This window comes from Anoxybacillus sp. CHMUD, from assembly GCF_013096965.1.
GTDB classification, from domain to species: Bacteria; Bacillota; Bacilli; order Bacillales; family Anoxybacillaceae; genus Anoxybacillus; species Anoxybacillus kestanbolensis_A.
This window is the reverse complement of record NZ_SDLG01000006.1, coordinates 141,790-162,507: the sequence shown is the minus strand read 5'-3', so window position 1 is coordinate 162,507 and position 20,718 is coordinate 141,790. Positions and strand designations below refer to the sequence as shown.

Annotated in this window: 17 protein-coding genes; 4 read left to right on the top strand and 13 right to left on the bottom strand. The window is 43.8% G+C overall.

Annotated features, from left to right (window positions below):
- Positions 1–10: 10 nt before the first annotated feature.
- Positions 11–3,442 (bottom strand): S8 family peptidase, encoded by a 3,432-nt coding sequence (locus ETB99_RS06310; protein ID WP_171700220.1) that lies wholly within the window; start codon positions 3,440–3,442, stop codon positions 11–13.
- Between the two features lie 237 nt (positions 3,443–3,679).
- On the opposite strand from ETB99_RS06310, the gene secA2 reads away from it, so the two are divergent.
- Positions 3,680–6,013 carry an accessory Sec system translocase SecA2 gene (gene secA2, locus ETB99_RS06305; protein WP_171700219.1) on the top strand — a complete coding sequence of 778 codons (2,334 nt, stop codon included), beginning with the start codon at positions 3,680–3,682 and terminating at the stop codon, positions 6,011–6,013.
- 16 nt (positions 6,014–6,029) lie between these two features.
- Entirely contained in the window at positions 6,030–6,896 is an 867-nt protein-coding gene (locus ETB99_RS06300) for an accessory Sec system S-layer assembly protein (RefSeq protein ID WP_077429880.1), read from the top strand.
- A gap of 193 nt (positions 6,897–7,089) precedes the next feature.
- On the opposite strand, the gene ETB99_RS06295 is transcribed toward ETB99_RS06300, so the two are convergent.
- Positions 7,090–7,539, bottom strand: a complete 450-nt coding sequence (locus tag ETB99_RS06295; RefSeq protein ID WP_006319994.1) for a hypothetical protein — start codon at positions 7,537–7,539, stop codon at positions 7,090–7,092.
- Positions 7,540–7,730: 191 nt separating this feature from the next.
- Here ETB99_RS06295 and ETB99_RS06290 point away from each other — a divergent pair, with 191 nt between their 5' ends.
- Entirely contained in the window at positions 7,731–8,144 is a 414-nt protein-coding gene (locus ETB99_RS06290; protein ID WP_237811318.1) for a helix-turn-helix domain-containing protein, read from the top strand.
- A 21-nt stretch (positions 8,145–8,165) separates the two neighbouring features.
- On the opposite strand, the gene ETB99_RS06285 is transcribed toward ETB99_RS06290, so the two are convergent.
- Positions 8,166–8,525, bottom strand: a complete 360-nt coding sequence (locus ETB99_RS06285; protein ID WP_004892763.1) for a CCDC90 family protein — start codon at positions 8,523–8,525, stop codon at positions 8,166–8,168.
- A gap of 371 nt (positions 8,526–8,896) precedes the next feature.
- On the opposite strand from ETB99_RS06285, the gene ETB99_RS06280 reads away from it, so the two are divergent.
- Positions 8,897–9,304, top strand: a complete 408-nt coding sequence (locus tag ETB99_RS06280; RefSeq protein WP_035019891.1) for a YwpF-like family protein — start codon at positions 8,897–8,899, stop codon at positions 9,302–9,304.
- Here the strand turns inward: ETB99_RS06280 and ETB99_RS06275 are convergent, their stop codons facing one another.
- The 10 genes from ETB99_RS06275 to ETB99_RS06230 all read right to left on the bottom strand — a co-directional run bounded on the left by ETB99_RS06275 (position 9,305) and on the right by ETB99_RS06230 (position 20,619).
- Entirely contained in the window at positions 9,305–9,814 is a 510-nt protein-coding gene (locus tag ETB99_RS06275) for a class D sortase (protein WP_077429884.1), read from the bottom strand.
- The gene (locus tag ETB99_RS06270; protein WP_171700217.1) at positions 9,796–10,713 is read right to left on the bottom strand and encodes a processed acidic surface protein; all 918 of its coding nucleotides are present in this window, start codon (positions 10,711–10,713) and stop codon (positions 9,796–9,798) included. The genes ETB99_RS06275 and ETB99_RS06270 overlap by 19 nt, the downstream gene beginning before the upstream one ends.
- 60 nt (positions 10,714–10,773) lie before the next feature.
- Entirely contained in the window at positions 10,774–12,120 is a 1,347-nt protein-coding gene (locus tag ETB99_RS06265) for an aspartate kinase (RefSeq protein ID WP_128999640.1), read from the bottom strand.
- A 49-nt stretch (positions 12,121–12,169) separates the two neighbouring features.
- Complete coding sequence (locus tag ETB99_RS06260) at positions 12,170–12,598, bottom strand: DUF1284 domain-containing protein (protein ID WP_171700216.1); 429 nt, start codon at positions 12,596–12,598, stop codon at positions 12,170–12,172.
- Positions 12,599–12,638: 40 nt separating this feature from the next.
- Positions 12,639–13,121 (bottom strand): competence protein ComK, encoded by a 483-nt coding sequence (locus tag ETB99_RS06255; protein WP_077429888.1) that lies wholly within the window; start codon positions 13,119–13,121, stop codon positions 12,639–12,641.
- 88 nt (positions 13,122–13,209) lie between these two features.
- Positions 13,210–15,318 carry a methyl-accepting chemotaxis protein gene (locus tag ETB99_RS06250; RefSeq protein WP_171700215.1) on the bottom strand — a complete coding sequence of 703 codons (2,109 nt, stop codon included), beginning with the start codon at positions 15,316–15,318 and terminating at the stop codon, positions 13,210–13,212.
- Between the two features lie 93 nt (positions 15,319–15,411).
- Complete coding sequence (gene csaB / locus ETB99_RS06245) at positions 15,412–16,494, bottom strand: polysaccharide pyruvyl transferase CsaB (RefSeq protein ID WP_253263560.1); 1,083 nt, start codon at positions 16,492–16,494, stop codon at positions 15,412–15,414.
- Positions 16,491–18,383, bottom strand: coding sequence for a DUF5693 family protein (locus ETB99_RS06240; RefSeq protein WP_171700213.1), 1,893 nt, complete (start codon positions 18,381–18,383; stop codon positions 16,491–16,493). Before ETB99_RS06240 ends, csaB begins: the two co-directional genes overlap by 4 nt.
- Complete coding sequence (locus ETB99_RS06235) at positions 18,356–19,888, bottom strand: putative polysaccharide biosynthesis protein (RefSeq protein WP_171700212.1); 1,533 nt, start codon at positions 19,886–19,888, stop codon at positions 18,356–18,358. Before ETB99_RS06235 ends, ETB99_RS06240 begins: the two co-directional genes overlap by 28 nt.
- Positions 19,885–20,619: a WecB/TagA/CpsF family glycosyltransferase gene (locus tag ETB99_RS06230; RefSeq protein ID WP_171700211.1), complete on the bottom strand. Its 735-nt coding sequence runs from the start codon at positions 20,617–20,619 to the stop codon at positions 19,885–19,887. The genes ETB99_RS06235 and ETB99_RS06230 overlap by 4 nt, the downstream gene beginning before the upstream one ends.
- Between the last annotated feature and the right edge of the window lie 99 nt (positions 20,620–20,718).

The following is a 20,718-nucleotide window of genomic DNA, read 5'->3' as shown; positions in this document are numbered from 1 at the left end:
TTTATGTCATCTATTTTTTTATAATCGAGAGCGTGTATGGGTTGGCGTTTGGCCGAGCAAGCGATTCTTCAACGACGACATAGTACGTTCCTTTTTTCAACGAAAGCGTGCCGATTTCCCCGTCTCCATCACCGTAATGGTCGTACGTTTGAACGATCCGTCCTTTCGCATCAAAAATCGACATGACCCCGTCCATCGTGCCTGGTACGTCGAGTTTGAATGTAAATGTGCCGTCTTTTGCAACGACGAATTTGTATGCGTCTTTGTCGCCGTAATCAACAACGTTCATATACCCTTTCGCTTCGTACGTATTTCCTTTTTTATTTAGCGAAAGCGGTTTGGACGGCACGTTGTTTTTCATGACAGATGATGCATCTTCATCTTTTTGAGTGAGCGACTGAATACCAAAGTTATACGACTGAAGCGACAATCCATCCCACATAAACGAGTTGACGATAAAGAAATATCCGACATTTTTCTTCGCTTGGAACGAACCGTTTACGTCGTATAACGGGCTCCAACCGTTTGGATAAAACGTGACAGCTTTATTGTATTCGTCCTCGTCAATCGTCATATTTCCGTTCGTATCTTCAACAACAGATACGATTGGAATTAATGTGCCGCGCAACGCTTTCGGAAACGATGCGTTTTGTTTGCTTGGTTTTGCATAAAACGTCAACAGTTCGGTCGCTTTCCGATGTTTGTAGTAATAGTAATCGCTGTCGTTTGGAAGGACAAAGTTTCCTGTTTTCACATCGTTAACGTTCGTAACAGTCGCCAAAATCGGTTCGTTATTGTTCTCGTTTACATCTTTCGGCGCATCTATAAGCTTTTTCGATGTGATGACATACGGATCGGCAACTGGCTGATAGTAGTCGTTTTGTACTGACATGTAATACGTTTTTCCTTCTTCGAGAATGAGCGTCCAATCGGATTGTTTTTTCCCTGTCATCCAATCGAATGGCCAAAAATAGTTTACAGGGATAAGATCATCTTTTTTCTCATCGTATTCAAACAACATCGCTGACGGCATCATATCGTCAGGTGTTGCGAATGAAAATTGATATATCGCTGTTTTCGGTACCGTTAATTTGTAAAAATCTTGGTCGTAGCTAAATTGAATAAACGCCTCAGCGCGATCACCGATGTTGTAAAGGCGTGCATTTTCTTTAATTTGTGCAACTTGTTCTTTTTCAAAGTAGCTCCAGCTTCCGTCATCGCCAATGATGATGATGTCGTTTGGCTTGCGCGTTTGTTCGGTCGCTTTCGCTTGTTCCACAGCCCCTTCTTCCGACGGCATCGGTTCACGCGCTGGGAAGTTGTCTTCATCTTGCGGGAGCGTAATCGCTTCAGCGCTTATTTGATACGGGATCGCTGAAGCGGTTGCTTCTTTTACTTTGTTGCTTGACATCGCCATATCAAGCACCATTGTATAAAATCCTCCCATCGGTTCGCTTGACGCTTCGAGCACATATTCGACTCCCGGTTGCGCTTCAAACGTCACCGTCTCCCCTTTGCTGACGCCGTTATTGTTTCCTGACGCGATCGGGAACGGAATTTCTTTATATTTTGCGTCTGGGTCGACTGGGCGATATAGTTCTTCAGCGAAATAAACGTTTAATGACGAATCGATGCCCGGCACAGCAGATAGCTGAAATTTCACCGTCGTCGGCTCTGCGACAGTAAAACGGAAATAGTCGCGGTCGCTTTCATTGTTTTCTGGAACGAACGTTAAGTTTTCTAAAGAAAACGGTAATTGTTCAATCGTCGCTGGGTTTTCTTTCGTCAAGCCATCGTCCGCAAGTTCTGTAAACGACTGTACAGCTAACGTATATGTTGACTTTCCTTGTAAATTGTAGTTGCCGTTCGCATCTGTGACGCCGATCGCAAGCACACCTGGTTGTTTTGCTGTGAATAGTTTCGCTTCCATTTCACCTGCGCGGCCGTCATTCACTTGAATCGGCTTTTCAGACGTCGTTTTTCCTTCAGGATAGAAGCGGAAAACGAGCTTATAGTCGTACGTCTCTGCTCCTTCTAATAGCGCTTGCACGCTTTCACCTTGTTGGACGTTTACTTTCACCCAATGCATTTCCTCTGGCTTTGTGAACGAACCTTGTTTCACATACCGTTCTTTTGCGTCAATGACTGGCGCTTTTGCTAAAATCCTTTCATCGTTCCATTTTTCTTGTTGCGGTACGTTTTTTATGTTATATTGCAGCGCTGCAACTGGATTGACTAGGCCGTTGCCGTACGTTAAGTCGTATCCTTTTTCACCTAAATCCGTTGCGGTGCGCTCTAAAATCCATTCCACTTGATATGGTTTTAAATTCGGATATTTCGATAAAAGAAGCGATGCTACGCCTGCAACGACGGGTGATGCCATCGACGTTCCACTTAGCTCTGCAAAAGACGAGCCTTTCGCATAGTCGTAAATCGGGCTATATACGTCCGCCCCCGGTGCAACAAGGTCAACAGACGGGCCATAGTTTGAAAACTCAGCAAGTTTATTTTTGCTGTCGGTTGCCCCAACGCTAATGACACCTTCGTATGAAGCTGGAATGGAATACATATCGGTCGCTTCGTTTCCTGCTGCGGCAACGACGGTAATGCCAGCATCAATCGCTTTTTGAACTGCTTCCTCCAAAATCGGCGAGCTAAAATAGCCGCCAAGGCTCATATTAATGACTTTTGCCCCTTTTTCAATCGCATATAAAATACCTTGGGCGATCGTATAATCGCTCGCTCCCCATTCCCCACCGAATACGTCAATCGGCAAAATTTTTACATTTGGGTTGATACCGTGCGCGCCAATACCGTTATTGGCATTGGCACCGATAATGCCTGCGACATGTGTCCCATGCACGTCTTTGATTGGCGCACCTGCTGGGTTAATCGCATTGTAAGCAGGGAGGAGGCGTCCTTTTAACTCTGGATGTTTCGTATCCATACCTGTATCAATGACCGCGACAGTCACGCTATGTTTTCCCGCGAGCTTGATCGCTTTGTCCACGTTTAATAGCGACAGTAAATACATATGGTCTGCTTTCGGATCAAGAGAACCGAGCCGTTTGTATGTAAAACTTGGGGTCACGCTTTTGACGGCTTTTAATTTTGCGTAATTTTTCATCACTTGCTGCATGTCTTTTCCTTTTTGTACGGTGACGACATCATATCCTAATTGTGGGAATGATTGTTTCAACGTCGCTCCTAAACTACGATGTACCGCCGTTGGAATTTTTTCGTTGTACTTCACGATGAGCGTATCGGTGCTCACTTGGTTTTGTGCATCTTCGAACTTTTTGTACGCAAGTGAAGCCGATGCTGTCGTCGTTTGTTTTTTCCATTGCGCAATCGGTGCTTCCGTCGACGCTTGGGCGACCGTTGGTACGATAAGTGACGAAGCTAAACTAACAGATAATGCGGTCTTCTTCCACTTTTTCATAAAAAGCCTCCTTAAAGAGAATGTCATATATGTATTCGCCCGAACAAGCAAATACACCTACTATAACGATAAAAAACAAAAAAAGTTTCATATTTTGATAAATTTTTCTAACAATCTTACAATATCACCCAATAAATAAAAAGTAAAGAAATATTTTCCGGGTCGTGAAACATTTTGGGAACAATGGTATACTGTACGTTGAAACGATTTGATTTACAGCGAAGGAGAAGGTTCCCCATGTTGTCTTACATAAAAAAACTCGTAAACAGCGATGAAAGAAAATTAAAAAACTACTATAAAATCGTTGCGCGCATAAATGAACTTGAACCGACGTTTGAAACGTTGACAGATGACGAATTGCGCGCCAAAACAAATGAATTTAAACAGCGGCTCACGCAAGGCGAAACGGTATTTGATATACAGACCGAAGCGTTTGTAACCGTTCGCGAAGCATCCAAACGCGTGCTTGGCATGCGTCATTTTGACGTTCAATTGATTGGAGGATTAGTACTAGCGGAAGGAAATATTGCCGAGATGGCGACCGGGGAAGGAAAAACGCTCGTCGCTTCCGCCCCAAGTTATTTGCGTGCCCTTGAAGGAAAAGGGGTACACGTCATTACCGTCAACGACTACTTAGCTCGTCGCGACCGGGAGTTAATTGGACAAATTCATGAGTTTTTAGGCTTATCCGTCGGTCTGAACTTGCCACACATGTCCATTGAGGAAAAAAAAGCGGCATACAATGCCGATATTACGTATGGCGTCGGCAATGAATTCGGCTTCGACTATTTGCGCGATCATATGGCATACAGCGTCGCCGATCGTGTGCAACGCCCGTTCCATTATGCAATTATTGATGAAGTCGATAGCGTATTAATTGACGAGGCGAAAACCCCTCTCATTATCGCGGGTAAAACAGGCGTAAGCTCGGAACTAAGCTACTTATGCGCACGCATCGTGAAACATTTCGTTCGTGATGAAGATTACGAATATGATGAAGAAACGAAAACGGTCAACTTAACAGAACGAGGCATTGAAAAAATCGAAAAAGGATTCGGAATCGACAACTTATATGACCTTGAACATCAAGTGTTATATCATTACGTCATTCAAGCGTTGCGCGCATACGTCATGTTTACGCGCGATGTTGATTATATCGTCAAAGACGGAAAAGTGCTGTTAATTGATATGTTTACCGGCCGCCCAATGGAAGGACGCAGCTTAAGCAACGGGCTTCATCAAGCGATCGAGGCAAAAGAAGGACTCGAACTAACCGAAGAGAACAAAATTCAAGCATCGATTACGATTCAAAACTATTTCCGTCTTTATCCGATTTTATCCGGCATGACAGGTACAGCAAAAACGGAAGAAAAAGAGTTTCAAACGTTGTACGGCATGGATGTCGTTCAAATTCCGACAAACCGCCCTGTTATCCGTCAAGACTTGCCTGACCGCGTCTTTGCGACCATCGAGGCAAAATATAAAGCAGTCGCCAAAGAAGCGAAGCGCGTACACGCGACGGGACAGCCAATGCTCATTGGGACAACGTCCATTTTACAATCGGAAAAAGTGGCGAAATATTTAGCGGAAGAAGGATTGCCGTTTCAATTGTTAAACGCGAAAAGCGTCGAGCAAGAAGTCGAGTTGATTTCGCGTGCCGGTCAAAAGGGGCAAATTACAATTGCGACAAATATGGCTGGGCGCGGAACAGACATTATGCTTGGAGAAGGCGTGGCAGAGCTTGGCGGATTGTATGTCCTCGGTACAGAACGTCATGAAAGCCGCCGCATTGACAACCAATTAAAAGGACGTGCTGGTCGTCAAGGAGATCCGGGACGTTCGCAATTTTTCATTTCGCTTGAAGACGATATGTTTCGTCGCTTCGCCAAAGACGAATTAGAAAAAATAAAAAAATCACTACAAATGAACGAGGAAGGGGAAGTATTAAACAAAGATATTCATGAGTTTGTCAACCGCGTCCAGCGCATTTGTGAAGGAAGCAATTTCTCAATCCGAGAATATAACTTAAAGCTCGATGACGTACTAAACGAACAACGTCGTACCATTTATACGCTCCGCAACCGCGTGCTTGAAGCTGATGATGTCATTCCAATTGTTGTTCATATGGTGCCATCGTTTCTTGAACGAGAAGTGGCTTATACATGTCCAGAAGATGTCATTCCAGAAGAATGGGACATCACACGTTTAGTAGCGACTGTTCAAACGGTAACAAACGAACACATTGATGTAGCTGGTGTCGTCGAGCAAAAAGAAGTGGAAGTAATCGTACAACAAGCTATCGCATCGTGGGAATCACGCGTTCACGCATTTACGTATACGGAAGAACAGCAATGGGCCTTAAAGCGCGCTTTACTTTCGCTCATCGACTTCCATTGGACAAAACATTTAGAAGCGATGGAACTGTTAAAAGAAGGGATTGGGTTGCGCTATTACGGACAAGAAGATCCGATGCGCCAATATGCAAAAGAAGGGTTGGAGCTCTTTACACTCATGTACCACCGATTAGAAAAGGATGCTTCCCAACAACTTGCCCAGCTCATATCACAATAAGGAAGGAGATGGAACAATGTTTCCATTTTTCAAAAAGAAAAAACAAGGGGAAGATAGCACCGTTCAAGCAGAGCAATTATTTGACGGCGCAAGTGAACAACAAGATGAAGACGTGCATACGACATTATCGATTCATCCACTGATGTCACTAACAACCGAACAAAAATATTATTTTCAATATGTCAATAACGAATTACCACCGTTGAAAAAAAATCAAGTATCACTATCGGGGATAGAATGGAAAAAGGAAGGCGATCATTACGTTGTTACAGCGTTTGTCCGAAACAGCTTAGATCAGTCGATTCGTTTTGACCATATGCCACTACTGTTCATCGGACCAGATGGAAAAGTCATCGGAAGAAAAATATTCCCGATGAATGAACTTGGCGACATTCCGCCAAAAAGCAGCCGTCCGTGGCGATTTGTATTCACCACGAACGACTTATATACAGAAGACATTCCAGAAACAGGATGGAAATTGGCGTTTGAATTAAAAAAGCCACACCAGCTTGACTTAGAAGAAAGTTGGCAACAACATTTAAAAGAAGAAGATAAACAAAAGCTTGAACAGCTCGTGCGCTCCCTTACCCCACCAAAGCAAGGAGAGGTAAACGTCATGGGATTGCAAGCACTCATAAACAACGAAGGGAATTTAGTTGTAACACTACTCATTCGTAACGGCAGTGGTAAAAACATTACGTTTGAACAAATGCCATTAGTTGTCGAAGATGCATCGGGGGATGTTGTCGCACGCGGAGCATTCACGTTGAATTTGGAAGTGAAAGCAAATACAAGCAAACCGTGGACGTTTATCTTTCCAAAATCACTTTTACAAAAAGATGAATTTGATTTTTCTACATGGCGTGCCTATATTCCACAATAAGAAAAAGGGCTGATGATTCACATCAGCCCTTTTTCTTTGCCTCTGGCCACCAACCGCTCTCTATTGTAAACAGAAGGAAATAGTACTACAGTTATATTTTAGCATGACTTTTTACGTTTAACAAACATATTTTTAGTTTTTTTGGTATAAATTTTTCGTTGACAAACTTCCCTTATGTCGTTTTTCCACACGTTCAAAATAAACAATATTGAATTCTCTGCCCAGAACGAATGGAAACTGAGCGAAATGTACATAGGATGGCTCGTTCTTCAGCAGCTGTGAGGTCGTTCATCGGTGCGGGGATGTAACGCTTCTCGAGGTCATTCCAACGTTTCACACATATTTGCGCTTGTCCTTTACCAAAGAAAAACGTAATGACAATCATTAATTGATCGTCTACCGTTTTAAAAAATAAAAATAAATCGTCTTTTGTTGTGCACGTAATCATGCGGTAGCGCATCGGTTCAAGAGGCAGCTTGTTCACTGGTGAAATAAACTGAAGTGAGTCAGAAAAGTGAATGGGTTCGATTGTGCGAGATTCATAAAATGGAGGATTCGGCTTTTCTTTAATAAGCACCTCGCACGTTTTTCCTCTTTTTTTCGCTTCATGAACAATGAAATTGGAAAAATAAATATTCATCATTCATCATCCCCCTCAAGTTTTTCCAATGTATATTTTTACATTTTTCGAATATTCATTCAACTTTTTTCGACAAAAAGACTGTTTATTTTCGTTCTGAAAACGAACATTTTATTTATTTGTTCTTAAAAAGAACAAACAATCCCCTTTTCTTCTTCTATCGTAAAAAGAAAAAGGGAATTTGGTGGAAGATGATGTTACAACATATCGGAGAACAAATTAGGCGTTTGCGCAACGCACACGATTGGACGCAAGAACAATTGGCACAGCGATTAAACGTGTCTCGTTCGAAAGTGAGTAAATGGGAGAACGGTGAAGTGCTTCCTGATTTGCAGTCGATTATCGACATGAGTGATTTATTTCGCGTCAGCACTGATTTTTTGCTCGGTAAACACCCGACAGATGAACAACTATTGCAAGAAGTACGATTGGCGTACGGGACAAATGACATGAGCGATGAGCAGTTATCCGTTATTCGCTACTTGAATGAACAGCCGAGGCTTGCGAAACGACTATATGCGTTGCAGTCATTACCGATGCATAAACGAAAACGTTTGGAAGAGATCGTCATAAAGATGATCGATGAAATGATTGAAGCATTGAAATAAAAAAAGGGCGTTTTCTGCCCTTTATTCAATGCCGATTAATTTTTTTAAACGATATACATCTGCTTCCGTTTGCCATTGCTTTTGTGCGTGCAGTTCAAATTTGTCATGCAGCTTGTCCACTTTTGTTTCTAACTTTCCGATGCGCACATGCAGTTCTTTTACTTCTTCACGTATTTCTTGTTTGAAACTTTCCATTTCTGCACGCATCTCTTGTTTGAAACTTTCCATTTCTGCACGCATCTCTTGCTTGAAGCTTTCCATTTCTGCACGCATCTCTTGTTTGAAGCTTTGCATCTCTTGTTTCAAGTTTTCTATTTCCCCACGCATTTCACGTACTTCATAAAGCAATTCTTTCACTGCTTGTAACACTTGGCTTTCCACGTTTCATTCACCCCTTTCATTTTTACCCCTAGCATACCACTCCCACCATAGCCGGTCAATTGAAAAAAAGAGGCTAGCGGAGAGGATGCTAGCCAAACTGTGAGGGAGCAGTAAGAGGACACATTTTGGAAGGAAGTTGAGAGGAATTGCTTTTTATCACCTCCTCGGTCTATATGATACAAAAATACAAAAATGATGTAAAATTTCGATTTTTTAATTTTCAAGCCGATTTTTTTATTTTTTCGCCGTTTTTCAGCCGTTTCTCGCAAAAAAAGTAGCCGAAAATTCAATTTTCACTTTTTCTTTTCTTTTTTTGTTACATATTGTTCATATGATATAATAAAGGCAACTACTGTTGCGAGGTGGATGCGGTGAAAACATTTAAGCTCGTTGCCCTCACACTATTGCATGAACAAAAGCAAGATATTCCACTTATTGATGGGTTAATAATCAATAAAGAAGATGAAAACAAACAGTGGCTGATCGAAGCGTACGTCGAGCAAACATACCGCGAGCTATTTACATCGTTAAAAGAAAGCGGAGCAACGTTTGATGCGCTTGTGACCATTTCACGCAAAACGAACGATCCTGCCCATGTACGTGCGACCGTTCGCTCGGTAACGATAATGAGTGAACGAATGAGTGTACTAATGGATGCGACGCTCGTCAAACGGTCGAATCTGGCTGAAGTTGTGCTCGAAGATTTAGTTCAGCGCGGACTACATGGTGAAACGCTCCTACAACAATTTAAAGAACACATGCATACGAAAAGAGGCTGATTATCCAGCCCCTTTTTGTTTTGCAATGACAACGTATCGATTCGGCGCATCCCCGATCCAGCGAAACGGATAACATGTAATTAACGTAAGCGTCGGATGCGCTTTTGGGACGAGCACCGTTTTATCATCTGGCTTGACGATGCGAATATGTTGCACGACGTACGTCCATGTTTGATCGTTCGTGCGAATGACTAGCTCGTCTCCTCGTTGAATGTCGCCAAGCTGGCGAAATACCGTATCGCGATGTCCTGCTAAAATCGTATGATTACCTTTCCCCGGAAGCGCACTTCGTTCATCGTGCGCCACCCCTTTATTTAACTGTTGCAATCCTTCATAAATCGGCATGGATATGTTTAGTTTCGGCATAAAAAGTGTGCCGATCACATCACCCTGTTGTACAGTAGGTTGGTCGCTCCGTTTTACCGCTTCATACGCTTTATACCAACCGAACACATTTGCCCAAATGAACGATGCGCTAAAAAGAAAACATGCTATCGCAACGGCTCGCATCGTTTTCCCTTCTTCCATAACACGAAGCTTACAAAAAGTAGAGCGACACCGATCAATATGTTCAGCCCATACGAAGAAGCGGTTTTCGGCATGCGTGCAACAAGCAAACCACTTTCTAAATCAAGTGCCATCTTCCCAATGTGTGCAAGTTGTTCGCTTGCATCAATCAACACGCTCGAATTCATCCGTTCAGACGGAATATATAAATCGGCTACGAAATTTCCCCTTTCATCATACCATTCCATAACGACAGGGGCTGTAGCTGTTTCTATTTGTCCAAACGAAATCGGTTTTCGCCGTTCGTTTACTTCAAACACTTTCGCTTGCAGACGATACAGCGACAGCCATTCGTTCCAAAAGGTGAGCATGGCTTCCCGCTCTTTTTTCGTTAACGGTTTGGATAAGTCACGCAACACAAGCGTTTGTATTTGTTCGTCAAGGCGTTCAAGCGTTTGCTTCGCAGTCGGCGGAGTACGTTCAATCAATCCACGAATTTCGTTTTCCGTTAGTCCAATCGTCGCTAAAATATCGGTCATCGCTTGCATCGCATCGTAACGGTCGCGATAAAACGATAGCGCATACGATAAATCTTCAATAAACGTATATTGTTGCAGTTGTTCGCCAAATTGTCCGAGAAGCGCTTCCGCTTCTTCTTTCGTCATGTCATAACGCTGTAATAGGGCATCAAGCCGATCAGGCGTGATGGGTGTGCCTAATTGCTCTTTTAACGCCTCCAATGAAGAAAAATCATCGACCGTCATATTCCATTTCGCTAAATAACGCGTTAAATCGTCCATCGTCCAGCCAATATTTTGCACGTATTGTCGCAACGCTTCTTCAGAAATAGCTGCTTGCACAGGTGTCACAACTAAAAAAACAAATAACCATAGCACGCGCATATGTTTTCCTCCCTTATGTGTGCTATGGTTATTTTGTTCGATTATTCCATTTTTATACGACTAGAAATATACTTCGTATAAGGCGCGCACCGCTTTTTCAACCGCATCTGCTTTGACGCCAAACATCATGCTTACTTCTGAGGAACCTTGGTTAATCATTTCAATGTTGACGTTGGCGCGGGCAAATGCAGCTGTCGCCTTCGCGGCAATACCGACGCTGCGCTCCATTCCTTCCCCAACGACCATAATAAGCGCTAAATCACGTTCAATCGACACTTCATCGACACGCAATTCTGTTACAATCCGGTCTAATACACGGCGCTCGACATCACCTGCTAATTGTTCTTCACGTAAAATGACAGACATGTTATCGATGCCTGATGGCGTATGTTCGTATGAAATGCCCTCGTCTTCTAAAATTTGTAGTAGACGACGCCCAAATCCGATTTCTCGGTTCATTAAATATTTGCTGACGTTAATGCTGCAAAAACCTGTATCGCTAGCGATGCCTGCAACAGGGCGCTCGCGATGATCTCTCGTTGCAACGATCATCGTCCCCGGCGCTTCCGGGTTGTTCGTATTTTTCACGCATACCGGAATGCCACGGCGATACACAGGTTCAAGCGCTTCATCGTGAAACACCGAGAAACCGGCATACGACAACTCGCGCATTTCACGATATGTTAATTCTTTTAGTTGGCACGGATGTTCCACGATCGACGGATTAACGCAATAAATGGAATCGACATCGGTAAAGTTTTCATATAGTTCAGCGCCAACTCCTGCCGCAACGATCGAACCAGTAATATCCGAACCGCCGCGTGGGAATGTGACGATATGCCCTGAACGCGAATAGCCGAAAAAGCCTGGGATAACTAAAATGCCACTTCTTTCTTTTAATGTTGCCAGTTGTTCGTATGACTCAGGTAAAATTTGTGCATTGCCCGGCTCATCTGTGACGAAAATGCCGGCGTCTTTCGGATTGACATAGTGCGCTTCATAACCGAGTTGACGAAGATAGTGTGCCATCAGCTTCGCATTGTTATCTTCTCCGCTCGCCTTTAATGCATCAAGCAAACGCTCTGGTTGATCGCGATACGTATCAATCATTTGTTGTAAGCTTGCCGAAATGACGTCTAAAATATCGCGCGACAAATGCAAATCGCTAACAATTTCATCATAACGTGCGACAACTTGCGCAAGCACCCCTTCGTATATGTCATGTTCGATTACTTTTTTTGCAAGCGTAATTAATAAATCTGTTATCTTCGTATCATCTTTGCATCGCTTGCCCGGCGCAGAAACAACAACAAATTTGCGCGCGTCATCCGCCGTAATGATGTTGGCTACTTTTTGAAATTGCTGTGCATTGGCAACAGAACTTCCCCCGAATTTTGCTACTTTCATATGCCATAACCCTTTCTTTCTATTTTTATTTCCTTATCATAGCATATCTTCAATCTCTTTTGTCAGAAAAATTTTTCAATTTTCGTATTCCTTCTTTGCACACACCATACGATAGCCATGAACAGCCGGCGCAAAGCACATCTAAATCATCCGGCTCAACGGTCCGCTTCGTTCGTTCGATGAGCTCTGACTTCATATAAACTCCTCGTTCTTCGAGCTGTAAATGGTTGAGCACGCGCCGATCCATCGCCAATACGTGCTCGTTCGAGTTTTCATCTGCTTCGCAACGGTCTACTCCATGGTGGGGACATGCATAACACGCTTCATCAAGGGCGGCGATGACGCGAATCGGGCCATCCGTACTGTCATCGCGCATAAACGCAACGATTTCGGTCATCTTTTCGACGAACGATTCACTATATCCCATGCCTTGAAAGCCGTGTACGCATAATAAATGATGTCCTCGCAACGTTCGCATAATGGTCCTCTTTTCTTTTTTATTCTCGAAATATTATACACTACTTTTCATAGTTATGCATCATTCTTTGTTGTAAAGTAACCATAAGCATCGCTGTTTTATACATTTTTCCTTCAAACGTTCCTTTTTGGATGTCGACAATGAGTTCTTGTTTATTTTTTAAAATGACTTTCGTTTTCTTTTTTTCATACGGTTGTATCATCTTGATGTGGGATGGTGCAATCCATATGCATCGATCGCTGTCAGGAGAACATGTTGGAAAGAAGTAGAGCCGAAGCGCTTCACAAACGGAGATCGGAACCATTTGCCGAATGCCGAGAATATGTTTTGCCGCGTGAACTTTTCCTTCATATGTACTTCCGTAGTAACGGCAGCTTTGTTGTATAATCTCTTTCGGCGATTGCTCTACTTTGTACGTGTTGTACAATTCGTAAACGATCGTCCCAAGCCGGCCGTATGAATCATATTGCGGCACAAGTGCAGCTGTCTCCTCCATAATCATGTACTCTTCCATCCGTTCCATCCAAACTCCCCCTCACAAATATATGTTCGCCATTATTATAATGAATTTTCATAATTTTAACAATAAAAATCCCGGAAAATGTCCGGGACTAAACAGTAAATTGTTTTCCTTTTTCGGCTAAATGTTGCGCTTTATCGCTTAACGTTTGTACATTTGCAGCAATTTCTTGAACAGCAGAAAGTAGTTGTTCGTGGGCTGCTGCTGCCGTTTGTGTCTGCCTTTCTGCTTCTTGAGCGATCGTTTCCGTTTCTTTCATCGTTAAAGCTAGTTCATCAAACGCGCTCGTCATCACAGCAACTTTTTGAGCGACATCATCCATTTGAACCATGACGTCACTTGTCGTTTGTTGAATGCGAGCAAACGTTTCATCCGCTTCGCGCGCAAGCACCATGCTTTTTTCCGATTCATGTCGCACATGTTGCATCGCTTCAACCGATTGTGCTGTATCTGTTTGTACTTCTTGCAATAGTTCGCGTATTTGTTTAGCCGATAACGCGGATTGTTCCGCAAGCTTCCTTACTTCATCCGCCACGACGGCGAAACCGCGTCCATGCTCCCCTGCTCTCGCTGCTTCAATCGCTGCATTTAATGCGAGTAAATTCGTTTGATCGGCAATGTTTGTAATCATCGTCGCCATTTGGGCAATGTCGGCGGAACGTTGATGCAACGCTTGAATCCATTCGCTCGATTGCGTAATAAAGCCGTTCATTGTTTTCATTTGCTCGATCATTTTATTCATAGCGGCCGTTCCTTTTTCCGCTTCTGCCGTCATCGCCCGAGCTGCTTCTGCCGCTTGTTGCGAGCGCGATAAAATATAATTTGTATCATCGACAAGCGTATAAACAGCTTCGACGTTTTGTTGCGCCCATGCGCGCTGTTTGCTCGATCCCGCTGCCACTTCTTCCATCGTTGCACCGACTTGTTCCATCGCCTGTGCTGCTTCTTCTGTGATCGCTGTTAATTCATGGGCGGATGCGGATACGTCGTGCGTCAATTGTTGGTTAGCACCGATCATTGAGCGAAATGAAGCAATAAGCGATTGAAATGACTGGGCAATATGGGCAAATTCATCGTTCGATGAGACGGACATTTGCACCGTTAAATCGCCGCTTGCCGCTTGCATGCTCGCCCGTTCGATCGCAGTAATTTGCTCCCGTACCGCCATATAAAAAGCGATGAATAAGTAAATGACAACCGCCACCGCAAGTGCACCCGCACTAATTGTCACCCACTTTTCAAACATGACGGCGCGATACTCGCTTTGCAAATGGTTTTGAAACGCTTGAAGCGAAAAACGAGCCAACTCATGCAGCTGTTCATGCGCATCGTTCGTTTTCTCGTATAGTTCAACCGACGTTAACGAAATTTGATTCGTTTGTAAAAATTCACGTTGCAATAAGCTTGTAATGCTTAATAAATCCGTCGAAATGATGTCGTTATATTGTTGTACTTTTTTGCGCATTGACGCATCGTCAACGAAAAGAGGAGCGGTTGCACGGCTAATCGTTTGCATCGCTGTTTCTAACGTATTGATCCAATAGGTCATTTTTGAGCGTTCAATTTCATACAACTCATCTTTTATTGTCAACTCTGCCGCAAACGACTGCGCCCCTCCGATCATTTCAGTAAGAAGCGGTACATGTTCAACAAAAAGACGTGCTAAATAATGATTGTTCATATCGTTGTCGAGCGATACGTGCGAACGGCTAGCAACAGAAAGCAACAGTTGATGTAAGTCGTAAATAAGGGCGTTATGGCGCTTCACCGCCTCGCTTGCCGTATACATTTTCCAATTATCTTGCACATCTTTCATTTGTTGTAATAACTGATTCCATTTTTCTTCCTCGATGAAGTCTGCTTTTTGTGCTTTATGGACGCTTTGTAATGTTTCCATTGATTTTTTCAACATCGCTTGCGCCTCTGCTACTTTGTCTTCTTTCCCATGTCCTAACAAAACGGTCGTCGTATATTCACGATGCTTTTGTAAACTATACATCGCGTCAATCATCGGAGCGATATAAGCTACTCCTTGCTTTTCTTTTTCAAGTACCATCGCTTTATCCGTCAATAGCCGAACGTACAACACGCTAATCATAAAAAGAGTAAACATAAAAATGATTGCCAACAACATGAACTTTTTACTAAAAGGCAAGCGATTCAGTAACTTTTTCCCTAACGTAAACACCGCTGCATCCACGCTCCTTACGAAAACAATATGTACGTATTGTTTTTTATTTTATCAGACGATTCACAAAAATTATATAACAAAAATAAAAATAGGTCCAATGACCTATTTTTTATCCCGAAACAAAGCGAGCGCTTCTGCAGCTGTTTGTTGGGCTGTTTGTTGGAGCGGTGCAACGGCTTGAATCATCGCTTCTTCTCGCTCTTCTCGTTTGTTCATACATTGTTGAATATATGAAAATAGTGCTTCACCGTCCCAGTCGTCTCGTTCGACATGCGCAAACACCGGTTGGTTTGCTTGCTCGGCAAATGCATCAATTTTCGGATCGTATGATAAAGCAATAAACGGTGTATGAACGACCGCCGCAAAAATTAACGCATGTAAACGCATCCCGACGAGTAAGTCAGCGCTTGCGATCATCGCCATTTTTTCTTCAATGCTTGCATCATAAGGAGCAACGACGGCGCGCTCTTTCATCATCGCTAACACGCGACGGGACGTTTGATCATCATGATGCCCATGCATCGGGATGAATACAACATCAAAACCTGCTCCAATCGAACGGTCAAGCGCAACAGCAATTTTTCTCTCAAAATCGCGACCGCGCGGCCAATCCCGTACGGAAACAGCAATGACCGGACGTGTAAACGACTGTTGTTGCCACCAAACTGTTGGCGTTGTCGGCGGCTCTAGTCCCATCACCGGATCAGGTACGACAGTAATCGGCTTTGTAACACCTAACGTTTTTAATAGTTGTGCAGATGGTTCATCGCGCACCGTAAGACGATCGACTCGATTTAACGTCCATTTCATCAACCATTGATTTGGCTTGTTGTTGACAGGACCCATGCCTTGTGCGTACACCATGACCGGTTTGCCAAGCCATTTGGCAATTTGCATGATCCCCGTATAGTACGGAATGCTGCGCCATCCTGTTTGATCTTGAAGCAAACTTCCGCCACCGCTAATTAACCCATCGCTTTGACGGAGCGCCTGAACGATGTCACCGATTCGCCAACGATTTACCGCATGAACCCCATATGTTTGTTTTGTAAATTCAGGATCGTTTGAAAGCACGGTCACTTGCACATGTGGATCATGCGCCCGAAGCGCTTGAATGATCGCATATAAAATGGCTTCGTCGCCGACGTTATGAAAACCGTAATATCCAGATAGTACAATGTTCATCGTATCACCTTTTTCCATACCCACTTATATACGTAAATGAGGGCAATACCAATAAATAGCCCAAGTCCAAGACTATACATTGTGCGAACAAATGAAATAAAAAGTGGGATATGCAAATGTGTAAATGTATTGATAATCGACAACCATCCGATTGTCCCAACGACAAGAAGGATCGCCCCTAGCTGTTTTTGCTTATTGATGACAAATAACGCAAGCAAATAAGCTGGAAAACCGAGTAAAAACTCTTTCGTGCGTGGGCGTACATATAACCATTCTTCTAATTTTTGTCTCGCTGCTAGTTCAAGGGCACTTGCCGTTCCTGTATTGCCAGAGCGCAAGACGTAATACGCTAACAGAGCAAGCACAACGAAGCTAATGACGACATGTCCGATCGTAATCGGGTGTTTCCATAGTCGTTTGATAAACGGAAGAAGCGGCTCTTGAATGATCGAAGGTAAAACGAGTACGACCATGGCAACAAGCGGAACGACATAAACAAGTTTCACCCCACGAAAACCTTCACCGACATAAGCCATATACTCATTTCCATACAGCATCGTCACAATCCAACTAATTCCGACAAACGAAATGGCGATAGCACGACCATACGCCATAAATGTACCACGCCATCCTTCTTGAACGGAAGAAGGTTTAGCGGCATATATTGGGGTAATGATAGCAACGAGCAAAGCGACTGCCTTCAAGGCTAAATCAATCGCCAACACCGTTCCTGCAACACTTAAAATGAGCGTTCCGCCGGCGGCAAGTGATGCCATCATTGGCGACACGAGCGAACGAACCGCAAGAAAAACGAAAGCAGTCGCCCCAATCACAAATCCAATTGTAGCAATAGACGAACGTTCAATTGGTGCGAACGGTTCGCTTTTTCCAAGCGTATAATGACTCGGCATATGTTGAACAATTTGTTTCATCACCGTTATTGTTTTTTCCATATTTTGTTCTGTATCTGCCGATGCATACGGACGAATAAACAAGGCACGTATGTTTCGCTCTTTAATCGCACGAATAGCGACATCGACCGCTTCATTTGGCTTTCGTTGTTCTAAATTTAAACTATGTAAACGAACAACGTGCACATCCATCGCTTTTGCTAATGTCGTCAATCCTTTCGCTTCGTAAAACTCCGTTGACAATAGGACGTATCCCGCTTCTTTCCATCTTTCGCCCCATTTTGCGACATCTGTCGGATAGCCGGCCACTTCTTCTCCTGTCGGCAACAACTTAAATGTATGTTCATTTTTTAACGCTTCAATTTGTTGAAGTACACGTACACTTGCTTCGTTCATATCACGTGCATCTGGAATACGAAGTACAACCATTAAGCCTTGTTCAATGAGACGAGCGATTTTCATTTCATCATATCCGAGTGGAACACGCTCGATTTTTTTCGCATTCCCTTCGATTATATAGTACGTTTTTCCATTTGCTTGCATCGCTTGAACGTCATCGCCAAACGTCGCTTTGAGCGATGAAACAAGCGGGAACGTTTCATCGAGCGGATAAACGACAAGCCCACGCGAAGGAAGATGAGCGACCGTTTCATTCAATAAAACGAGGGTATGTTTCCATTCGTCCATCTTTAACAACAGAACATGTCCTGATTGTTCAAGTGAATCAAGCGTTTCTGCTTCTATACTTACCGTCGTTAAACCAGCTTCTTTCAATTGCTTCCATACGTCTTCTTCTTTTTCTTCTTGCAACCATGCTTCGATTTCATCGTATGGCATCATCATTTCATACGTTCGATTGTCCCATTCTGCTTGATGACGCTTGCTGATCGCTGGGGCGATGAGCAGCAGCGAAAGCGCGATGATAATCAACAACCATTTTTTCACGTGTTTCATCCCTTCTTCGTTTGATTCAACCATTGGCGAAGCTCTTGAAGCGTTACTCCACCGAGCGCAAGTGCAATTCCAACATAAAACAGACCACCACCGATTGTTGCAATCGCTACATACACGAGCGACGCCATTCTTCCCCACGTTGGGGAAATGAGAAATAAGCCGATGCCCATAACAAGCGAAGCAAATACATAGACGATGACCTTTCGATTCCAAAACGAAAGCGATATGTGACGGCGAATCGCAACATGGTTCATCCATGTAATAAATGCATATGTGACAAGCGTCGAAATACCAGCACCAATTAAGCCGTACCAAGAAATAAATAATATGTTTGTTCCCCATTTCACGACACAGCCGATGACGATAATGACTGCCGCGCGCTTTGATTCACCGATGCCTTGTAAAATGCCTGTGCCAAGCAAAGCGAGCGAGGTGAATACGGAACTTGCTAGCACGATAGCCATCGTCAAGCTTCCTTCGTGGTTTGTAAATAAAGCGATGTTCAAAGGAACCGTTAAACCAGCTAATCCGGCCGCAATCGGCCATGATAAGAAATGTGATAGTTCAAACGATTTTTGAATCGTTTGTCGCGCTTGTGTCAACTCCCCTTTCGCTAACTGCTTGCTTAGAAGCGGAATGAGCGGGAGCACAAGCGAAGATGAAAATACGGTTGCGATTTGCACAAGGGCTGTTCCGCGGCTATATAGCCCAAATAAATAGCTCGTTTCGTCTGCTCCTACGCCATACGAACGAAGCGCGAGCGGAACGGATAGCGAGTCGACTAAATTTAAAAACGGCATTGCTAGGGCACCGAGCGCAATAGGAATAGATAACGTTAAAATCGTCTTGCTCGTCTCCATCCACTGCGTGCGCGTTAGTTTCACACGTTTCGGACGGTAAGGAGAGCGGGCATACAGCGCCCGTAAGTATACAAGACTTGCAAACGCCCCAAGCGGCGAGCCAATCATAATTGCTCCGGCGATTATATCGTCAGGATATGCAGCTTTCACCATATAAAAAGCAACAAGTAAAATAAAAGCGACGCGCACAAATTGTTCAAGTACTTGTGATGCCGCCGTCGGTTTCATATTTTCAAGCCCTTGAAAAAACCCGCGATATACCGCCATATATGGTGAGATAAGAAGCGTTGTGGATACGACAATAATCGCCCATTTTGCCTCTGCGCCGCCAAGTGCTTGCGCAATCCAAGATGAACCGCCTGCAAGTAGCGAAAAGCTGAGCACGCCGAAACTAAATGCCAATACGCTTGCGGTTTTGATAAGTCGCGCGACTTCATCTTCTTTTTGCTGGGCGCGCGCTTCGGAAATTAATTTCGATACAGCAATCGGAATCCCCGCAACCGATAAAATGAGCGCAACCATATAGAGCGGATAAACGAGACTAAAAATGCCGAGCACTTTATCTCCCGCAATGTTTTGTAACGGAATGCGAAAAATGCTGCCAAGCACTTTCGAGATGATCGTGCCGAGTGTTAAAATGATCGTCCCTTTCACAAATGACTGGCTCATTTTCTAACAACCTTTTGCTTTAAAATCGTCCACGCAAAGCGCGGCAACGCCATCATCCGCTTCGCTCGCGTCGGCTGTTTCAGTAAACGATACAGCCATTCGAGATTTAGACGAATCCATAGTTCAGGGGCGCGCTTGACCACTCCAGCAAGCACGTCGAAGCTTCCGCCAACGCCCATCCATACACCACGTCCGACTGTATGCATATGTTCGGCGATCCATTGTTCTTGTTTTCCCATACCGAGCGCAACAAATACAAAGTCTGGCTCGGCTTGTTTTACTTCTTCGACAATTGTCTGATCGTTCCAATCAAAGTAGCCGTTGCGTACCCCAACTAAACGAACGTTCGGGTAGTGTTGACGAATATGTTGTGCCGCTGCTTGTACAACTTCTTCTTTTGCCCCAATCATATATACGCGATATTCATACTCATCAGCAAGCTGCAAACAGCAGCAAAGCAAGTCGTAGCCAGCCACTCGCTCTGGAAGCGGCGTTCCGAGCAGTTCAGCCGCTTTCACGACCCCGATCCCGTCAGCAACGACATAATCTGCTTGTTGAATCGTTGCCATATATGTAGGTTCTTCATTTGCTTTCATCACAATTTCAGGATTCGCCGTTACGATAAAGCACGGCTTTTGTTGTTTGACGTGCGCATGAATGACGGACATCATTTCATCCATTGTCGCACGAACAAACGGAACTCCAAGTATGTGAACCGTTTGAAACGACATACAAAACGCTCCTTTAATTCGATTGTTCGACAACATTATTAATCATATCACAATGAATATGACATTGACTATTTCTTCTTCGTCATAACATTGGTAAAC